This window comes from Bradyrhizobium sp. Leo114 (genome assembly GCF_055229415.2).
The window spans coordinates 1-19,285 of record NZ_JBUYEN020000037.1; the positions used below are offsets into that span (position 1 = coordinate 1).

The following is a 19,285-nucleotide window of genomic DNA, read 5'->3' on the forward strand; positions in this document are numbered from 1 at the left end:
TCTGACCGCGCTGGCAATTCTCGGTCGCCTCGCCGAACAACGCCCCGAACAGTTCGGTCCGCCGCAGCACACCATCGTGCAGCGCTTGTTGCGATCGCTCAGACGCAAAGCAGCCGAGACGATTATCACGCGCACGGCTGAGGGTGCGGCACTGGCCGGTGATGCCGGGACTGGGGCCGCCGCTGCGTGTGATGGGCACTCCGCGACGTCCCCAGTCCCTCCGATCCTGCGAGCAATGACGCAACCTCGGACCGGCCGACAGTCGGAGCTACATCCGTCAAGCGAAAGTAACATCCTCAGGTGAGGCAATACGCGGAGGCGATTTGTACGCCGATCGGAAGACCGTCGTGGCTTGTTCCGAACCGCATCGACAGGGCCGGCATGCCGGTCAGGCTGAACGGTGATGTCGCGCTCATCACGTGGAACGGGGAAACCGTTTCGCCATCAATCACGAGGTCAGCGAGGCCATGCTTGGTCGCGGGGAACGGGGTCACCGGGCAGAGCAGCGCGTCATATCGCTGGAAATACTCGACGAAGCTGTCGCGCAGGCGCTCCACCGCCTGCTCGGCGGCGACGAAGTCGCCTATCGGCGTGTCAGGTGTTTCAAGGATCAATTTGGCATGCCTGAAGATCTGGGCCTCGTGGCCGGCGGTGACCTTCTCGAACTCGGGCCGGGTTTCCATCTGTTGGAGCTGCCAGAGCACGGTGTTGGCATCGGTCTGCTCCAGCACAGGCAACCGGACTTCCTCAACCTGGCAGCCGGCATTGCTCAGCGCATGAGCGGCGGCCTTCACGGTCGCGATAACCTCTGGATCGGTCGGTCCGAAGAAGCCCGGAGAGGCTAACCAGCCCACACGAACCTGATGGGGCGATGTCGTGCCCACCCCTGTATCGAAGCCGAGCGGGCTGATTGAGAAGCCGTCGGCACCGTCGGGTCCCGCCATCAAAGAATAAGCGAGCGCCACATCGCGAACCGAACGGGCCATCGGGCCGATGTGCCAGAAGCGACGTGGCACACGGGGCCAGTGACCTGTCATCGGCATTCGACCGTGAGTAGCTTTAAATCCAACGATACCGGTATGCGCCGCCGGGCCGCGCAATGAGATCGAGAGATCACTGCCCACGCCGAGTGGCGACATGCCAGCCGCGATGGCGGCGGATTCACCACCGCTCGATCCACCCGGTGTGTAGTCGAGGTTCCAGGGGTTGTTCGTTCGGCCCGTCAGGAAATTATCCGTTTCGATCGAGTAAGAAAATTCCGGCGGGTTCGTCTTTGCGATTAAGATGGCGCCGGCGGCCTTCAGCCTGGCTACGACGGTGGCATCGGTATCGGGCACGCGCCCTTTGAAAATGGGCGAACCGCGCTGCGTCAGCACGCCCGCCGTGTCGATTCCATCCTTGACCGTGAACGGAACGCCATGGAGAGGGCCCAATCGAGCGTCCGACTTGACCGCCGCCTCGGCTTTCTTGGCAGCGTCAAGTGCGCCATCAGCCATCGTAACAATGGCGTTTACCTTAGGATTGACTTCGGCAATACGATCGAGATGGGCCTTCATGACCTCGACCGGCGATAGCTCCCGATCGGCAACGAGTTCCGCGATGCGGCTGGCGTCCATCTGAATGATATTATCGGTCATGATCCTCATCCTGCCTTAGCTCGGTTCACTTGATTCACTTGCTGGCTGCGTACCGCTTCTCGGCTGGATGCCGATGATCAATCGCCCGCCGGCTCCGGTTGGAAAGCCGCGACGACGCTCGCCACAGCGAGGATGCCGACGGACAACCAGAGACCGGCACGAACGCCGTTCGGTCCGTCAGACAAAGCACCGCTGAGGAGTGGGCCGATGCATTGCCCGGTCCCGAACGCGATGGTCAGTGCTGCTATCGCTGCTGTCCAGGCGTGCGGTTTCGCCGCCTTCCGCACGAATGAGGTGACTGCGGCGATGACCGCGAGTACTGACCCTCCAAAAAGGATGGAGGAGAGATAGGCGCTCGTTGGTCCGTGCCAGATCAGCGGCAAGGCCGCACCGGCCGCGACCATCGCGATTGTTGCGCTTGCTCCCCAGCCACCTTTCAGGCGAGCGAGTACGGGGCCCCACGCGAACGCGGCGACAACGGCTGCTAGACCTAGGATCGCCCAGAAGGCGGTAATCGATCCGCTGTCGAAACCTTCATTGGCGCGCAAGTGCGCAATGATAAATGTGGCATAGGTGATGTATCCGGCGCCGAATAGCCCGTATGATAGTAGTTTGCGTGCCATGAAGCGGGCCGACCAGCCGCCAGCGGCGATATGAACCTTATAGGAAGGTTCGGGTGTGCGACTTAGAACCAGCGACCCGCAAATGGTCGCAGCCAAGCCTAATGCGCCAAGAGCCAACCAGCCGCCGCGCCAGCCCATGCCGGAAAGAAGCGGAGGGACTGCGAGGGCCGAGGCCGTAATGCCGATACCCGCCCCGGCAAAGTAGATGCCCAACATCGTAGGCGCGCGCGATCGAGACCCTCCTGAGGCTGCCGCAGATGTGAGTCCTGCGCCGGCGACAAAAGACACAGCTCCTGCAAGCCCAGAGACGGCTCTCAAGAGAAGCAGGCTCGTAAAGTCAGCGGTGAGACCGGCCCCGGCTATGGCCGCGGATGTCAGGAAAAGGCCAAGGGAAAATGCGGCTTTGTCGCCCGTACAACGACCAAAAGGGGCAGCTACGAGGGCCCCGATAAGATATCCAGCCGCGTTAGCGGTATTCATGGCGCCTGCGTCGGCAAAACTCCAGCCGAGATCAGCTTTCATCGATGGAAGCAACAGCGCGTAAGCGAACCGAGCGAGCCCAAGCGCAATCGCTGGGCCCATCGAAAGTCCGAAGATGACCCAGATTGGCGTCAAAAACTGCTTAGCTTCGTTATGCAGCGACGCTTCTGAGCCACTGTGACCCATTATCAAGCCTTCTCGTACCCCACTGTCGGGCTCAAGAGGTTCATCGCCGTGCGGCTTCTGATGCGTATCCACGTCTCGGCTTCTTTCGGAAATTATGCTCTTACGCCTGTCACGGCTTCGCCGAGCGCCATCAATTTCGCATCAAGCGTATAAGCTGCATCTTGGACCGCCACGTTCCGAAGCCCGCTCATGAGGCTTGATGGCTTGTTGAACACAAACCTCGTCTTCCCGTCAGAATGCTCATAGATCGCCAGTCTGACCGGCACATCGAGGCCCGCCTCGATGTCATGCCGCATCATTGTGATCGCGATCAGCGGGTTTCCGATCGTGTACATCAAAAACCGGGTCGGGCGCTCTTGCTTGCTGACCCACTCGCCGTGATCGATTGTCAGGAAACGTGTGAAGCCGCTGGGGCCCAGCACTTCACGAACTCGACGTTCGAAATCATCCTGATCACGTGAAGCTGCAGGAATTGCTGGCCAACCTAATTCTTCAAGCGTTCCGACTTGTTCCTCGAAGGCACGAACAACGTCCTGGAAGCTCCGGTAGCTGACAAAGGTGATATGCTCTACGGTGATCGGCTCGATCATGACTTTCTCCCGGATGCCATATTGACCTACTGAAAAGCTTCAGGAAGTTGCGCGCTCTCGGCGATGTCGCGCAGAGTCTCCCGCAAGCCAACCAATTGATTGTCCCCGAAGAAATGCTTGAAGTTTTCATGCGCGCCGGCCCAATAGCGCCGTCCGCGGACCACTTTATCTTTGCCGGCCTTCGTCAACTTGATGGGCCGACGGCGCCCATCCCGCTCGTCTTGGCCCAAGTCGATGTAACCGTCGCGTGCAAGGGGTCGAAGTGTTTGACCGAGCGCGGACCGCTCCATGGTCAGGATCTCAGCCAGGTCACCAACGGTTGGTGGATCAGCTGATCGTCGTTCAAGCTCCGAGAGAACGTGAAATTGAGTGACGCGCAAGCCAGTTGGCGCCATCGCTTCATCATACAGCTGCGTCAGTCGGCGAGTGGCTGCACGCATCGCGGCCACGATGCACGGGCTTTCCGAGCGAAATGAGCGTTTCACGTATCGGTTCTCCATCATGCACGCCCGGTTTACTTGAGCCGGGTCGCCGATTTGCCCTCGATTACCGTTTACGGGGATATCCCCATATCGCGCTTGAGGGCATTTAGAGGGGATATCCCCTTATTTCAAGTCAACAATGATTGAACCCGGCGTGACCAACCCTGTGGCTTCCATCCTCCGCAGCAAGGGTCCGGTATGACGCCAGGCCCACGCCGGCGAGGTCAGCTTAGATTTCCGGACGGAGAAGCGAGGCCGAGGTCGAGCCTGTGAAGGTCATGAAAATTTACCTTCAAAATCAATTGGACAATAATCGGTCCGCACTGAAACAGCGCTAGGATATGCCGACAGCATGTCCGTTCAGGGTCATTCGCGTCGGCATTGCCATGTCCGCCTTCTGGTCCGCTATCGACAATACCCGACCTTACCGACCGAGAGCTGGGTGTGGATCTCGACCGATTAGGACGGCAAGATAAAAGCGACGGTGTCGCTCTGTGCCATCCGGGGTCGTAAGTGTTTGTCTGCACATTGTTTCAGATGGCACTGCAGCGGCACCGTATGAAGCGGTCTGGTGCCGCTCGAAGCGCGAAAGCATTCAAAATCAACGTTCCGAGCGCCATCGTTCACAGCATAGCGTCTTGTTGCGCGTGCTCGGCGGGATGTCCGGCCATGATCGCATGGGAGGCCGCTGCCGATGAAGATGGGCACTATCGCTTCGCCGTGGCGCTATGATGGGGCGGCCGTTGCGCGCTCCAACCGGCAAAGCTCGCGACTCCTCACGACTTTTCCCTACGCCTTTGCGTGCGGCGGCGGGCGCGATTTCGGAGGGTGGTCCCGTTATCCCCCAGAAGGCTGCCCTTTCGATGGCTGCTCTCTCGATCTTCCCGCTATCGACGCATGGCCCCAGGGTCGATCCATTGGAACCTGCGATCGGGCCGATCGTTGCCGACAGATTAGCTGCAGCAGATCAAAGGTCGGATCAATGACGACAGCGGATTGGCCTCTTCCGGAGCGCTTCACGTTTCGGGGGCATTCGATCGCTTGGGGAGCAATGGGCGAGGGGTCGCACGCAATTTTGCTGCATGGTACGCCCTTTTCATCATCGGAGTGGCGCAGAATTGGACCCTTGCTGGCCCGACAGCGACGTGTCTTCTGCTTCGATATGCTTGGCTATGGTAGGTCCGACAAGCCCAACGGCGACGTGTCCCGTGGCGTTCAGAATGAGCTTTTCGCAGCCCTTTACGGTCATTGGGGCCTACAAGACCCAGATGTCATCGCGCACGATTTCGGTGGCTCCGCGGCGCTGCGCGCTCATTTGCTTAACGGGCTGAACTATCGATCGTTGGTGCTCATCGATCCGGTCGCAATCAGCCCGCAAGGCTCGCTGCTCGTCCAAGCCGCCAAGGAACACGAGGCGGTCTTTAGCGGCCTGCCATCCTACGTTCACGAAGCAATCCTGCGTGCCTACATCAGCGGCGCCGTTGCGAACGCGTTACGAGACGACGAGATTGAGCTGTATCTTGCACCGTGGCTGGGAGCCGAGGGCCAAAAAGCTTTTTGGCGCCAGATCGCGCAGATGGACGACAGATACTCGGAGGAGGTCGAGTGGCGATACGGCGAGATTCGCTGTCCCGTGGCCATCCTTTGGGGAGAGAAGGACGAGTGGATTCCACTTGAAGACCGTCGCGAGCTTGCCCGCCGGGTTCGAAACGCTCCCTTTCACATCGTACCCAATGCGAAGCATCTCGTGCAGGAAGACGCGCCGGAAGCAATCGTATCGACGGTACTTGGCTTCTGGCGGGGCCTGGAGAAGCGGGATTAACGTCCGCGTCGAGCTTGTCGGGTCCGCTCTCTCGGCCGTTGTCCACTACACCCGATATCTGTCCGAGACTCGTGCGCTGCCCCACTGCGACCCTCGGCGTTTGATGCGGCATTTGCCCTAGTAGGCCACGAAATCGTGCAACATCGCGGAATGGCGCGCCCGGAACGATTCGAACGTCCGACCCTCAGATTCGTAGTCAGCGCTGAGCGCTTTCGGCGCTAAGCCTCACGTTAACTCAGTCACCATCAGGAGCAGTAGCGAGGCTTGCCAATTGCTAGCGCTACACCACTTCTAGCTCGGGCATCACCAGTGCGTTCACATCAAGAGCAGTCATGAACCCTAACGAGTCCTCAGCTTCTCATGTGAGTTCTGCTTCCACATTGCTTCCAACTGCGGAAGTTATTCCGCCGCCGAAGGCAAGGCGACCACGCGTGGTAGAGCGCGGCGCCTTCACTAAGGCGACCGTCCGCAAGATCCGCTGCCCATCGGGGCAGTCTGAACAATTCTTCTGGGATGCGAACTGTCGCGGCCTGGGCATACGAGCCCTAAGGTCGGGGCGACGGTCGTGGATCTTCCAGTATAGGGACCAGCATGGCCGAACACGACGCATTGCGCTCGGCGATGTCTCCGTGGTCGGCCTGGACGATGCTCGTGAAGAGGCACGGCGAAAAGCAGCAAGTGTCGCGCATGGCGCAAACCCTTCGGTCGAACGAAAGGCAAAGCGGACCGCAGGGACGGTCTTAGAGCTAATTGGGGCTTACTTGTTGCAGGCAAAAGCCCGGCTTCGACAGCGTTCCTATAAGGAAACCGAACGCAACCTGCACATCCACGCGGCAAGCCTGCATCACGAACGCGTCGAGGCCGTGCGTCGGCGCGATATTTCCGCGGTGCTAGAACGCATCACCGAGAAATCAGGACCAATTGCCGCCAACCGTGTGCGCGCAGCGCTCAGCGCGCTGTGGAGCTGGGGCCTCAAGACAGGTCGCATTGAGGGGGACACCAATCCCGTCGCCTTCACCCTCCACCACCCCGAAAGGGCGCGCGAACGCACGCTTAGCGACATGGAAATCAGGGAGATATGGCGAGCGACCGATACCGGCGAAGATTACGCTAGCATTTTGCGATTGTGCCTTTTGACAGGGTGCCGACGTGAGGAGATTGCTGGCCTGCGTTGGAGCGAGGTCCTGGCCGACAGGATAGCGATCGGCGCAGACCGCATGAAAGGCAAGCTCGCTCACGAGGTCCCGCTGATGCCGATGATTGAAGCCGCGCTACCGGCGCGCCCGGAGAACGCAGACGGATGCGTGTTTGGCAGGCGAAAGACTGGCTTCTCTGGCTTCAGTGGTAGCAAGGAGAGGCTGGACGCCAAGCTTAGGAAGTCCGGCTTAAACATGCCGCCTTGGGGCCTCCATGACCTACGGCGAACAGTCTCAACGCGGCTACACGATGCTGGCGTCGAGCCGATCGTGATCGAGGCTCTGCTCGCGCACAAGCAGCAGGGGGTTGCTGCAGTTTACAACCGGGCTTCATTTCGTGAGGCGAAGATGTCTGCTTTGTTGCATTGGCACAAATTGCTGGCAGAGATCATCAGGTCTCACTGAAGTGCAAATTACTGTCACGGTAAACATTTATGGACTGTTCGGAAAGAACCATCGCAGACGCGGCTCAGGGAGCAGCCATTGCTGCGGAGCATTCTGAGCGGCAGCGCTCGCCGAAAGCAGTAAAGATCGGGAATTGCGCGGATGCTCATCTGACCGAAGAAAAGACCGCCTTCGCAAGCTTTCCTCTGAGGGATGAGGTTGATCCCAATGTGGTCATACCAGCGGACGTTCAGGCAAGCATCGCGCGAGGCGAAGCCGCTGTCGAGCAGACGAGCCAAGCCCCCATACGTAGAACCGAGGACTGGCGCCTCGACATTTGGACTGCTGTCACCGACCAAGACGTTCAAGACGCGCGAGATCGCCGTCTCGACAGCCTGGAAGCTGCCGGAAGAGGAAAACGCCAGCAGCCCGGAATGATAAACAGGTTGCGCGCGGTCGACGTGTTCATTCAGCGCGCGATGGCGGATGGAACGCCGTTCGCAGTAGGGCCGAACAGCCTAATGAACCGAAAGGTCCGGGAATGGCTCAATGCAAAGGCAGCCCGAACGACGGACGACAGAAAGTCCAGACGAAAGCAGATCACAGCCGGCGCGGTTCGAGCCTTGCTAAGGCAAATTAGGGCGCTTCTGTCAGGCGGCGATTAAATTCCCCCGTCCCACGTCCACCAAAGAGCGATTTATTACAGGCCCTCAACAAACATCATGAGGGCTTTCCATGTCTCTCGACACTTTAGACCCGATCTTAAGCGAGCAAGAGCTCGCTGCCTGGCTGAACACTTCCCGTCCTACCTTGCAACGCCAACGGTCCGATGGAAGTGGGCCGGAATTCGTTCAGCTCAGCGAGCGCCGGATCGGCTACCGGAAATCAGCCGTCGAGCGCTGGCTGGCATCTCGCACAGCTCGTCGGATCGGAGGTTACGGCGGTTACTCTGGGGACCAGGGGCCCCGGCTCACGCCGGCGGCCAAGATTCCCGACCCTCTCGACAATGGTTCCGGAGCGCCAATCAACTCGTTACGGCCGGGACAAAAGCCGTGTCGAGAGTCAGGGGCGAGCCATGGCTAGCTCCCGAGTCGTCGCCGCTGCGCCAGCGCAGGATGGCCGGGAAAACCTGGCGCCCAACGTTATTGCCACGGTAACTTCTAGCCCCGAAGCCGGGACGAGATCGACCGTCTTGCCGAGCTACACGGAAGCAACGGCCCCAGGCAATAGCACCGGAGTTACCGCCACGGTAACCCCACTGGCCGACTGTACCTCCCTACCTGGCCAGCCGGCGCCGGCAGTCCGACCGAGCACTATCGCGCATGTCCTCGTCCGCGGCACCTCCGTCAGCCTCGATGATGAGACGGGCAAAGCGTTCGTCACTGACTGCGCACGTAACATTGAAGGATTGCGGTCCGACTGGGAGCTCAAGGAGACGTGGGGCCTGGATGAGCACGGGTGGGCCGGGCTCGCCGAGAATGCCTCTCTCCTGGACGCCATTAAGATCGAACGGGAGCGGCGCATCCGGAGCGGCGAGGCCGCCCGCGAGGCCGCCCAGCAGCATTTCGCTCAGGCGCCATCCGTCCTCAACGAAATCCTTCACGACCAGACAGTTTCGCCACGGCACCGCATTGAAGCGGCGAAAGAGCTACGGCAGGTAGCAGGCAGCGGACTTGGAACGTCAGGTGACAGGGGAGAGAGGTTCATCATCTCGATCAGCCTGGGTGAAGACCACAAGCTACTGAAGGAATTCGACGCTCTCCCGCGCGCTCCTCAGGACGGAGAAGCGCAATGACGACAAGCCCATTCCAGTCCATCGCGGCAACCGGACTGCATCCGCACGAGCCTCGGGAAGCTGATAACGAAGCACACCCGCAGATGTCTCTGGACAGTCTGGTTGCCAGCTTACTTGCGCGGCGTGCACCAAGCTCTCCCACCATGCCGGCAGCAGCAAACTTCGAAAACACCCCGATCGTCTCGGAGGGGTGCGGGCCGGCTAGAGGCAAGGCGATGTCAGTCACGCGCCTGCCGCTGACGGGCGGCGTTTATTCCGAGAATGATGCCATAGCGCGAATGAACGAGCATTACTTCATCGGCAGGAGCAAGGGCGAGACCGCCATTTTTCGGATCAACGATGACGGATCGGCGACCGTTGTCCCCAATGAAGAGTTCAGGCTGGAAGTTCAGAATATCTTTGTCGTGCACGGCCGCGGGTCTGCGAAGCCTGTCGCCATTGAGAAATTCTGGAAAGAGAGCCCGTACCGACACGAACGGACGCTCGTCTTTAAGCCTGGCGGCGCAGCCCAACCCGGCGAATTCAATCTCTGGCGTGGGTTCGGTGTCGAGCCGCAGCAGGGCTGGCAGAAGCAACGGCGCTTTCTGCGACATCTTCTAAGGGTCATCTGCCGCCGCGACAGGGAGAAGTTCAAATACCTAATGCGCTTGTTCGCTTGGTTTGTTCAAAACCCAGACAAGCACGCGGGCGTAGTGCTGGTCTTGAAAAGCCGCCAAGAAGGTACGGGGAAGAGCACCGTTGGCCAGGTTCTGCTTGAGATTTTTGGGCAACACGGCCTTCTCGTTGATGACAAGGAGCGGTTACTCGGTCGGTTTACTGACCACCTCGAAACGACATGCTTCGTTCTAGCCGAAGAAATCCTATTCGCGGGCGATCGCAAATCGGCTGACAAAATGAAGTCGATGATCACGGGCGACAAGCTTCAGCTCGAGCGCAAATACGGGAGCTGTCGGCAGGTGCAAAACCGCATGAAGGTCGTCGCGACCACGAACCATGATCACGCCATCGTAGCCGGCACCGGTGACCGCCGCTATGTCGTTTACGACGTCGGTAGCGAGCACGCAGAAGACAAGGAATGGTTCGATGCGTTGTATCAGGACCTCGCCGACGGCGGCACCAGCGAGTTCTTATGGCTGCTGCGGAGCATAAAGCTGGAGAGCTGGCACCCTCGCATGGTGATCAGGACTGCGGAAACCAAAGAGCAGCAGCGCATGAGCGGCGACAGCGTATCGCAATGGTCGCAATCCTGCATCATCGCAGACGCAATCATCGGGGCAGATCCGGGTCCCTACTTCGACCTTAGAGCTTTGATTTCATTCCCAGACCTCCTGAACGCCTACACGGGGTTCTGTAAGCAGACTGGTCAACGCGCCGTCGGGCCTGAGGTCTTCGGCAGGGCGTGCGCTGAAATGTTCGGCCCACGAAGCCGGCTACCTGCTGGCGCCGGCGGAGCCGGAACCAACAAGCGGCCTTGGGGCTACTACGTGCCGACGGCCCAGAACTGGCAATTGGAGGTGGATAGGCGCTTGGGCGTCAAGTGAGCAAGCAGCGACGTTTGCCGAATATTGCGTCCGCTCACGTCTCACCTGTCCCACCTAACTGGCCCAGCCTCCGCACGCAAAGACGGCACGCAAATAAGGGTTTGTCTCAGTTGTCCCAGTTGTCTCAGTAAATTCGGCATGAGTTGAGAGATGGAGACGAAATTCGGCGAGCAGAGGCGTTGTGCGCGCCCAGCCGCGCTTGCTGGGACAGGTGAGACAAATGCCGCTGCCACGCGGATTTCAAGGTGAGACTACCGGGCGGGACATAGGTGACCACCTGAGACTCGGCGCAGTTCAAGGTTTGAAGGTGAAAGCTGGCGAGCGCCAGGGGAGAAGATAAAGATGAAAATCTATTATCGGCTAGAACAAGAACGAGACTACTTCCTGATTAAGCATGTCGAGACCGATTGCGAGGTAGGATATGCCTTTTACGGAGAAGCTGTCCGTCCCGATGGCACCAGCTTCGACGTCTGCAGGATATTCAACAACGCGGGACAGGAGCTGGCAGCACCGACCAGCCTCACGTGCGAATTTCCAATTCGATGTGCGGCCCAAGCCGTCGCCGCCCATGAAAAGCACTATGGCTTCCCTGACCTGAAGGGTGCGACGCGGAACGCCGACGTAGATCGGGTCGAACGCCGCCTCGGCATCCTCCTCGCGGACAGCGCCGCGGCCTTTGCGCGCGCGTTCTGTGAAGCGCTTGCGAAGGGTCTAACTGACGCAACAAAGGAAAAGTTCGCCGGATCACTCGCAGAACTTTCCTCGATATGGTGGGTCAGCCGCGTTGGTTGCTTTGACGCCACTAATCGCGTCGAAGAACCATACTTCGCAAACCCGATATCTTCGGAGCCACGGCTGACCTTCTCTGGAGCCGCACAGGCATATGGCATGCGGGAAATGCGCAAGCGACACCCGGATCTGAATGATGCCGAACGACAAAAGCTGCTGAGTTGGGTGCTCCAATGGTTGGACGACGCGCTTTCTAACGAATTAGCGGAGCAGCAAAAAGAACTGGCGGGGCTCAGGGCGTGGCTGAACAATCAAAAAGCCAGCGCGTCTCGATCGACCCGCCCAACAGTGCCGAGGCGACAAGGCGTTATTCCTAGCGTGATCGGACAGCCAGCACGTATCGTCACCTTGCGGCCTTGATTGCTGAACTCGGCTGAACGTCAGCGTGTACACGATTTCACTCGCGGTCAGCACAAGGAGCAAATTGGCGGTGCGTGCTCACTCTATCGCAAGCGCGACAGGGCACTCGAACGTGTCGTGGATATTTGGCTGAGAGACGAAGAAGACCCCGAGGAGTTGAACAAGGCACTCGACGTTCTTACCGTCACTCACACCATGGCGACATTCGAGTTTGTCAGCGATTCTCTCACGTCGTGAGAGCGGCGGGCGCGGCCGCCAGCGGCGATGGCGGCCGCGTCTCCGAGCGTGGAAGTACGCAAGTGACGTTGGGTTCGGCCCAGCAATACACACTATTTACCAATTCGGACTTAGCGTCCTGAGAACGGCTTTCCCCAACGGCCGTCTCACCGAAGCAAGGAAGACCAAGATGAGTGTTGGGGATTTTGACATCGATCTCGATGCATTAAGAAGCAAGCAAACAGGGCAGACGCGCTTGGCGCGGCGGCGGTCCCATCAACTAAGATACCAGCCAAAATATGACCTCCGGCCAACACCGCGTGCACCGGGAAAGTGGGAAATTTTCAACGGCGACACAGGTGCCCTAGCCGGGTCCGCGAGCCCGAACGATGCCGGCAACCCGGTGGTATATGACGATCTCGGTGATCCCATTGCCAGCGTTCAGACTGTCGATTTCAGTGCCCACGATCGCGAACCATCACAGACATCATCCTCATCGTTGGGAGCGTGAGTTCGACGGAGACTGGACCAGATGGACACAGTACGGCGAGCTAAGGATAACCAAGGCCGGTGTTCGGAAGTATCAGGCGTCGCGAAACGGTTGCTCACTCCACGACGAGCACTGGCACCGCGCCACATTTTCTTCGGTCGCCGAGGCTAAGCGCGTGGCCGATCGCCACATGCGTCAAGGATACCCAAACTCCGGTCCGATCGCCGATGCGTTGTCGTGGGATATTGATGCCGATATTGACTGGTGGCGGCGGAGCGACTGAAGTTGCAGTGGCCACCATGCGTATAAGGTACCAAGGTACACAATCCAGCGCGCACCATTCATCCGATCAGCCCCTCGCTGTAGCGCTGTTCGATCGTCATCCTTTGCGCGGCAAGAGGAGCTTCGATGGGCGGGAGCGGACCAGCATTCAAAACTTGTTGGGACGTTCTGCGGTCCCTCAACGCGAGCGCACGGCAGGTACCGATCGACATCTTGCAAAGGTGACAACTGAACTTGGCTGGATCGCGGGTGCCCGCTCGCGAGTTCACGCGGCGCGGGTATCTCGAGCAAGCCCGCAAGTAGTGCCGCCGCGCGATCTGAGCCCCGCCTGCACCCTTCGAATCCCGGCGACATCCGTCGCTGCCCGCGGGTAACCTGTAGCAACCGGTACGGCGGCTGCTACTTGCCTGAACCACCCTTATCGCGCATGTACGGCGCCCAATAGCCCATGACAGTCGCCTTCACTGCTTCGCTAATCCTCGGGTTTGCCGAATATGCATGCCGCGGACCTGGACCGGGCAGGCTATGACACCCCCCGCCGATGCAGACCTCTACAAAATCTTTTGCTCGGGCCTCGGCCGGCCGCCCGTGAGCGTGCCGAACTTCGATTTCAAAGCCCAAAACTCGGAGGCGCTCCACTAGCTTTTTGTCAGCATCTGACCTGATCCGATAGCCTCTCCGACCGCCGAGCGACGCCCAGACAAGAACTCGCAGTAGGTCGTGCGCGATAGCGATCGAAGGACTACCAGGTTTGCTCAGGTTAAACACGCGAGCCATGTTCCCGTTCTGAGCAAGCCAATTCTCAGCGTCAGAAGGTCGAATTGCATAGGCACTTTTAATAAGCCGAGCGCGTAATCGACCCCGATTAATTTCGCGCCTGACGGTACTTTGACTAACGCCGTAACGTTCAGCTACTTCTTGGACCGAGAGGTACTCGGATTCGGTAACAGTGTTCCCATAAATTCTCCATTCATACACGCGATGCCTCTCGCGATCCGCCACGTCGGAAACGGGGCAACAAAGAAGGCGGGATTAGTTTATCTGGATCTTGACACGATTAGCTTTGAGTTGGTGATGCGGTCGGTGTCGTGCAAGCCATGTAACCGTGAGAAGGTGACAAGCTTCCACGAGAAGTGCGATCCTCTCCTCTAACGATTACGCCGCAGCCATTTCTCAGTTTCATCGCAGGTCTATATCGCAGCAGCCGGCTCGAAGTTGTCGGGGTGGGGTTCGCGCGTGAAGCGGTACGGTCCGCTCTCGACATGTGGTAGTCGGCAGGTTCGTGGGGACGTTCGAACCGGCCCTGGTGATAGTAACGGTGGCCCAGGCGACCAGCGCCAGCGCGAGGACAAAACACCATCGCTTCGAGCCAGCCTGCAGGCAGGTCGGCCGGCAGGGACGGTTTACTGCGACGGTAACCACATGGGTTGCTTTCTGTTGAATTGATGATCCTCCAGTCGATTGCGTCCCTCGCCCGTTGGTCAGACCGCTTCGCGACTTGTTGCGCGCGGCGCAGGCTGCATGCTGATGTACCCGGACAACAGACGTGTTCTTGGCGGCGCGGCGGTCTCGCCGCTTGCGGCGGCGCGCAGCAGCCAGAGCGAATGCGGCGCATCGGCGTACTCATAGCTTGCACCGACAGCGACCCAGAAGCGCGGGCTTCGTGCGTAATTTAGTCGACGAGATCGGCAGGATCGAGGGTCTCGCGTCCTTGCTTGGTTCGCTACCGGAATGGTGAACCACTCGTTGCGCGATCCCTGGCCTACCCGCGAAACACGATCGGCGGTTTTCAAGTCATTGATGCCGGCCGCCGTTGAACAATGATTTCTGTCGTTCGCCTTTCAGTTGCATCGGCGCTCCCTGCGCGTGAGCGCGGCTCCTCGGCAAGCATCGTCCGGTTGAACGCGATTCCTCGAGTTCTTGGCGTACAAATCGAAGCTCCCCGTTGGGGACTTGAATCACAACTCTCAGGCCACGCGCCTTTATGCTTGTCGTCCCTCCAGGCTCACGTCCGCTTTTCGGGCGAAGCGGATGTGAACCGGCAGCCAAAGTCGGCCGAATCGGTCGAAAATGACCCGGTGCTGACCTCGACAGTGCTTATGCTACTCCTGGCGCGCTTACCCCTCTTCCTCAGTTCGGTTCCGATCGTGGAACCGTTGCAGTCGTTTGCCGATACGATCAAGCGGAACTCTCGTCGAAGCGTCGACCGCGCCGCCTTCCGCCCCAAGCTCGTCACATTGCTGTCTCACGCAAATTGGCAATGTCACACTTAATGGATGTTCTAGCCGGGCTCGATGTTTCCATCTTCCGGGCCCTGAATGATCTCTGCGGCTCAAGCCCGACACTCGACCGTGTCGCCGTTCACTTTCAAGTCCTCCAAGGATCGCTCTTCATGGGGATTGTCGGGCTGATGTGGTATTGGCCCGACAAGGAAATGACGCGACGGCGCGAAACCATCCTCACGATCATCCTGGCAGTCGCCGTGTCACTGGTCCTCAATCGCGTCGTCTCCTTGTTGGCGCCTTTTCGCGACCGCCCGATGTACAGCATCGGCGCCAATGCGCCGACCTTCGAATGGCATGCAGACCTCGAGCACTGGAGCAGTTTCCCGAGCGACAATGCAACCTATCTCTTTGCCATTGCCGCCGGCTTCTGGCCTATCTCACGGTGGTGGGGTCTGTTCTTCGGCATATTCGCAGGCTTCGTTGCGATGGCACGCGTGTATCTTGGCATTCACTACCCGAGTGACGTGCTCGTCGGTGCCTTGATCGGGATTGCGACCAGCGCCATCATTAATCGAGAGCCCGTCAGGAAGCTCCTCGCGGCACCTATTCTGGCACTCGAGCCGCGCTATACGCCCTATTTCTACGGCTTGTTCTTTCTCGTGCTCGCCGAACTATCAAGCGGCTTCCCAAACGCGAGACGTATTGGCGTAGCGATTGTTCATCTATTCATTGGCTATGATCGGTGATTGAATAAAGGTCGCTGATGTCGTCTCTTGGCCCTTCGCGTCATTTCGTTGCCACGCAGTAAGCAGGACGCTTTCGGGGAAGAGCAGACATCGCACGGTAGCCGAAACCAGCAGAGGCGATCGAGGATGACCCGAAGCAGTCACCCAGCGAACCACCTCATTTTCGACAACGCGAGATGTGCCGCACAATCCACGCAGAACTTGACCCGCTTTGACGCCTGCGCAAATTGCGAGTTGAAGCTCTGTTGCGAAACCCTTGCTGGCACACCGATCATCACTGCGTATCGACTTTGTAAGCCAGAACAGTGCCGTCCATCATCATCGGGATAATGATGATTTTGTCCGGCCCCACGCCGAGATCGGCGCTCCCCTTCGTGAGCGGAAGGAGGCGCGTCGGCTTGCCATCTTTCGCAACGTGGAACAGGCCGCCGCTCATCCAGTCGGTGACGAGATAGCCGCCCTTGCCATCGGGCACGACACCATCGAAATTGCCGGCCGGTGTCGAGTCAACAAGAGCAGACACTTTCTTCGTCGCGAGATCGACCACCTTCATGTGGCCGGGCACCTTGGTTGAGAAATCCGGGGCCATCTTTCCCCACGACGCGACCACAAGCCTCCCGTCCTCGGCGAGGAGCCCGTTCGGGTTGTCGAGCGCGTCATCCTGCATCAGGAGAGACAGCTTGCCGCCGTCGAGCACCCAAATGCTGTTTGTCACCATGTCGGATGCATAGACCCGTCCCGTCTTGTCAGCCGTGAGGTCGTTCAAGAACTTGGATCCCGGTGCCTCGTATCGCTGGATGATTTCGCCCTTGGCGACGTCGATTTCTGCAATTTGATCCACGTCTGCGGCGTACAGCTTGCCGTTGGCAAGCGCGAGCCCGGTCGGACTGTCGAGTCCCTTGACCCACTCCACTGTCACGACCTTTCCATCCGGCCCGAGCTTTGAAATGAAGCCGTTACCATCCTTTTTCATCGCCTCGCCGTTGACATTCGACACATAAATAGCCCCCGCGGCTCGGTCAAAGACGACTGATTCGGGCTGCTTGAAGCCACTCGTCTCCCACAGCTTTTGAGGTTCCGCGGCGACGGCACTAAAGGTAAGCATAGCAAACACTAATGCGGAGAGCTGAGGTGTCCTCATGGTAGCCTCCTCGTGATTGCCCAGAGAGGGAGTAAAATTAGCCCACCACGGCAGATGTTCCCGCCCGTTTCACAATTATGTGTCGCGCATCCCGGCCGCCGGAACGAACGATTAATTCCATTCTTCTGCGGGCTCTAATGCTGCGCTTCCAGAAGAAGTCCCGGAAACGGCCGTGCCTGTTCTTCGAGAACGTCGAGTGATCGGGGACGGCCCCGTCCAGACCCAGCCGGCAAAACCAGCGGTACGCCAGATTGAGGTGGACTTCATCGCACAGGCGCCGCTTCGATCGTATGCCGAAGGAGCATCCTGATCATCAGCTCGGGATCGATCGAAGACCGTCCGATGTTGCTGTAGAACGGCGCCAGCTCCCGTCGCAGGTCTTCAAGCTCCACGAACCTATCGATTGACCGGAGCAAATGGTTGGCCGGGATGTGCCTTTCGAGCGAGAACTCATAGAATAACGCAGCCTGTTCGACTTGCCCGATGTCCCATCATGACCTTCAGTCCTGCCAATTAGACGGACTGAATCACTGATCTCTCTGCGTCGCAACAGCCGCCTTTTTCAATAGAATCGACCCATTTCGGAAATTGCTGTGAATATGCCGTTTTGCCTTTGTTGGCTTTCGTGGGAAGTCCTTAATAGTTCCTCAGAGAGGCTACCCGCTACTCTTGTCCAAGCGGGGTCGCCGCCCTAACGCCGTCCGCACGCCCCATAGCTTCAGCCGACTTGGTTGATTTCGCCGGCTCTGGATTTGTCTCGGTCGCAACCGCACTGCCGACGAAGCGACCCAGCACCGGTTTGGGCGTCAGCTCGACCATTGTTGCGTTCGGGCGGCCCGGCTCAGCAACCATATCGCTGGTGACGAGATTGGTCTGTTGCAATTCTTCCCGAGACAGTTCATGCAGATCTTCCCACGGCGGCACGTTCAGCGCCAGCGACAGCAAATCACCCGCGCCGCCCATGTCGAAGGTGTATTTGGCGAGACGCCCGATATCGCGTTCCACGATCATCAGATCATCTGCGCTGTAGGTCGCGGCTTTGGCGTCATTGGCGCGGTCACCGATCCAGATCTGATGCACCCGAACATGGGCAGTCTCGGGCACGTAACGCGTCTTGCCCGACAGCAGTAGGAACACGCACATCGATTCGCAATACGCCGCGGGCGCCATGTTGGCATTAGCGCTCTGCGCGGTATTGGTCTGGACGCTGATGCCGACGGTGGTCAGCGCCCCGAGATTGCGCCAGCGCCGTCCAAGCGCGATCGCGTCGTTGACTGAACCGCCGCTGGAATCCAGCACGATGGTCGCGCCGCCGAGCTGTCGGCCGCGCGCGAATTCATCGAAATCCCTTGGACTATCGGCGGTCACGATGCCGACCGCGCTGACCCAGCCCCGACAATTCGGCTGGCAAGCGACCCAGCTGAACTTCATCGGCAATTTGCGTTCTTCGAAGGCGCCGGCGTGCGCCGAACCGCTCAGCATAGCCACCAATGCGAGGCAAAGAGCGGCGCCAATGAGCAGCATCCAACCTCGGATTTCCGCCCAACGAGCGCGAGCAGAGGTTAGATCGGAGATGCGTGCGCACTCCGAGGATTCGGCCCTCGAGATTGTCGGCAGGTTAATCGACAGCGAGACGGCCAACGGCAACACCCGTATCACGAGCATGACTCGGTAACCTCGGCCTGCTATCGGGTGGGGCTAGCCGCGTCGCGACGGCGTACATAGAGCGGCGACAGCTTGTGCTGCCCGGCCGGGCGGTACGGCTTGAGAATCCAATTTTAGCCAGGACTGATGCTTGGCGCGCCATTTTGGGCCGGGGCCACGCATGTAGTGCAGTTCGGGCCGGTAGCTGTCGCGCGCGTCCATGATCAGGTTGTGAACGACGCTGGCGAACTCGGAGGCTGACTCAGCCGTCTTGCGAGCAAAACCTGACGATGCGGTTGCATCTATGATTCTCATCGCTGAACTCTTCCCTTGCCGCTCGACAGATCGGGCGGCTACACCCCAAGCATAGTCACGAGAAATAGACCAAACCATTGCACAGAGGTCGATCTCGTACGGTACCATCGGCTGAGAAGAGCAAACCAAGGTTTAGGATCTGCCTACCTGGGTCTTGCGACTGATGGGAACGTCGCACCTCGTTCGATCAATCGTTTGACGTCGTTTGTTTTCCAAGTGGGCTCGCGAGCTCGCAAAGACCCTGCCAAAGCGACAAGTCGAATCTTCCGCGACGGGCAAGGCGCGCGACGCGTCTACCGGCTTAGCATTGGGCAGATTTCAGGTCCATCGCCGCATTTGCG

Annotated in this window: 16 protein-coding genes and 1 pseudogene; 8 read left to right on the forward strand and 9 right to left on the reverse strand. The window is 59.1% G+C overall.

What is annotated here, in order from left to right; translation table 11 throughout:
* From ACZIRK_RS33210 to ACZIRK_RS33230, 5 genes are all read right to left on the reverse strand, one after another.
* Positions 1-199, reverse strand: a 199-nt coding sequence (locus tag ACZIRK_RS33210) for a hypothetical protein (protein WP_474418896.1), incomplete at its 3' end; no start/stop codon positions are given.
* A 97-nt stretch (positions 200-296) separates the two neighbouring features.
* On the reverse strand, positions 297-1,637 hold the full coding sequence (locus ACZIRK_RS33215; protein WP_474418897.1) for an amidase: 1,341 nt from the start codon (positions 1,635-1,637) through the stop codon (positions 297-299).
* 77 nt (positions 1,638-1,714) lie between these two features.
* Positions 1,715-2,998, reverse strand: coding sequence for a YbfB/YjiJ family MFS transporter (locus ACZIRK_RS33220; RefSeq protein ID WP_474418898.1), 1,284 nt, complete (start codon positions 2,996-2,998; stop codon positions 1,715-1,717).
* 20 nt (positions 2,999-3,018) lie between these two features.
* On the reverse strand, positions 3,019-3,516 hold the full coding sequence (locus ACZIRK_RS33225) for a DUF302 domain-containing protein (RefSeq protein ID WP_130225940.1): 498 nt from the start codon (positions 3,514-3,516) through the stop codon (positions 3,019-3,021).
* Between the two features lie 26 nt (positions 3,517-3,542).
* Positions 3,543-4,001, reverse strand: coding sequence for a MarR family winged helix-turn-helix transcriptional regulator (locus tag ACZIRK_RS33230; RefSeq protein WP_165435209.1), 459 nt, complete (start codon positions 3,999-4,001; stop codon positions 3,543-3,545).
* A gap of 979 nt (positions 4,002-4,980) precedes the next feature.
* Here ACZIRK_RS33230 and ACZIRK_RS33235 point away from each other — a divergent pair.
* The 7 genes from ACZIRK_RS33235 to ACZIRK_RS33265 all read left to right on the forward strand — a co-directional run bounded on the left by ACZIRK_RS33235 (position 4,981) and on the right by ACZIRK_RS33265 (position 12,874).
* Positions 4,981-5,820 (forward strand): alpha/beta fold hydrolase, encoded by an 840-nt coding sequence (locus ACZIRK_RS33235; RefSeq protein WP_474418899.1) that lies wholly within the window; start codon positions 4,981-4,983, stop codon positions 5,818-5,820.
* Between the two features lie 332 nt (positions 5,821-6,152).
* A complete protein-coding gene (locus ACZIRK_RS33240; protein WP_130225943.1) occupies positions 6,153-7,421 on the forward strand; it encodes a tyrosine-type recombinase/integrase in 1,269 nt (422 codons plus the stop codon).
* A 29-nt stretch (positions 7,422-7,450) separates the two neighbouring features.
* Positions 7,451-8,065, forward strand: a complete 615-nt coding sequence (locus tag ACZIRK_RS33245; RefSeq protein ID WP_130225944.1) for a hypothetical protein — start codon at positions 7,451-7,453, stop codon at positions 8,063-8,065.
* Positions 8,066-8,592: 527 nt separating this feature from the next.
* Complete coding sequence (locus ACZIRK_RS33250; RefSeq protein ID WP_130225945.1) at positions 8,593-9,195, forward strand: hypothetical protein; 603 nt, start codon at positions 8,593-8,595, stop codon at positions 9,193-9,195.
* A complete protein-coding gene (locus ACZIRK_RS33255; RefSeq protein ID WP_130225946.1) occupies positions 9,192-10,736 on the forward strand; it encodes a primase-helicase family protein in 1,545 nt (514 codons plus the stop codon). The genes ACZIRK_RS33250 and ACZIRK_RS33255 overlap by 4 nt, the downstream gene beginning before the upstream one ends.
* Before the next feature lie 342 nt (positions 10,737-11,078).
* Positions 11,079-11,885, forward strand: coding sequence for a hypothetical protein (locus ACZIRK_RS33260; RefSeq protein ID WP_474418900.1), 807 nt, complete (start codon positions 11,079-11,081; stop codon positions 11,883-11,885).
* A gap of 626 nt (positions 11,886-12,511) precedes the next feature.
* The gene (locus tag ACZIRK_RS33265) at positions 12,512-12,874 is read left to right on the forward strand and encodes a hypothetical protein (RefSeq protein ID WP_474418901.1); all 363 of its coding nucleotides are present in this window, start codon (positions 12,512-12,514) and stop codon (positions 12,872-12,874) included.
* A gap of 398 nt (positions 12,875-13,272) precedes the next feature.
* On the opposite strand, the gene ACZIRK_RS33270 is transcribed toward ACZIRK_RS33265, so the two are convergent.
* Complete coding sequence (locus ACZIRK_RS33270) at positions 13,273-13,875, reverse strand: helix-turn-helix domain-containing protein (protein ID WP_130225949.1); 603 nt, start codon at positions 13,873-13,875, stop codon at positions 13,273-13,275.
* Positions 13,876-15,265: 1,390 nt separating this feature from the next.
* Here ACZIRK_RS33270 and ACZIRK_RS33275 point away from each other — a divergent pair.
* Positions 15,266-15,844, forward strand: a complete 579-nt coding sequence (locus tag ACZIRK_RS33275; protein WP_165435212.1) for a phosphatase PAP2 family protein — start codon at positions 15,266-15,268, stop codon at positions 15,842-15,844.
* A 274-nt stretch (positions 15,845-16,118) separates the two neighbouring features.
* On the opposite strand, the gene ACZIRK_RS33280 is transcribed toward ACZIRK_RS33275, so the two are convergent.
* The 3 genes and pseudogenes from ACZIRK_RS33280 to ACZIRK_RS33290 all read right to left on the reverse strand — a co-directional run bounded on the left by ACZIRK_RS33280 (position 16,119) and on the right by ACZIRK_RS33290 (position 18,509).
* Complete coding sequence (locus tag ACZIRK_RS33280; protein ID WP_130225951.1) at positions 16,119-16,985, reverse strand: SMP-30/gluconolactonase/LRE family protein; 867 nt, start codon at positions 16,983-16,985, stop codon at positions 16,119-16,121.
* Positions 16,986-17,142: 157 nt separating this feature from the next.
* Positions 17,143-17,480, reverse strand: a pseudogene (locus tag ACZIRK_RS33285) (transposase); the annotation flags it as partial.
* Positions 17,481-17,648: 168 nt separating this feature from the next.
* Complete coding sequence (locus tag ACZIRK_RS33290) at positions 17,649-18,509, reverse strand: COG3904 family protein (protein ID WP_130225952.1); 861 nt, start codon at positions 18,507-18,509, stop codon at positions 17,649-17,651.
* Positions 18,510-19,285 lie beyond the last annotated feature (776 nt).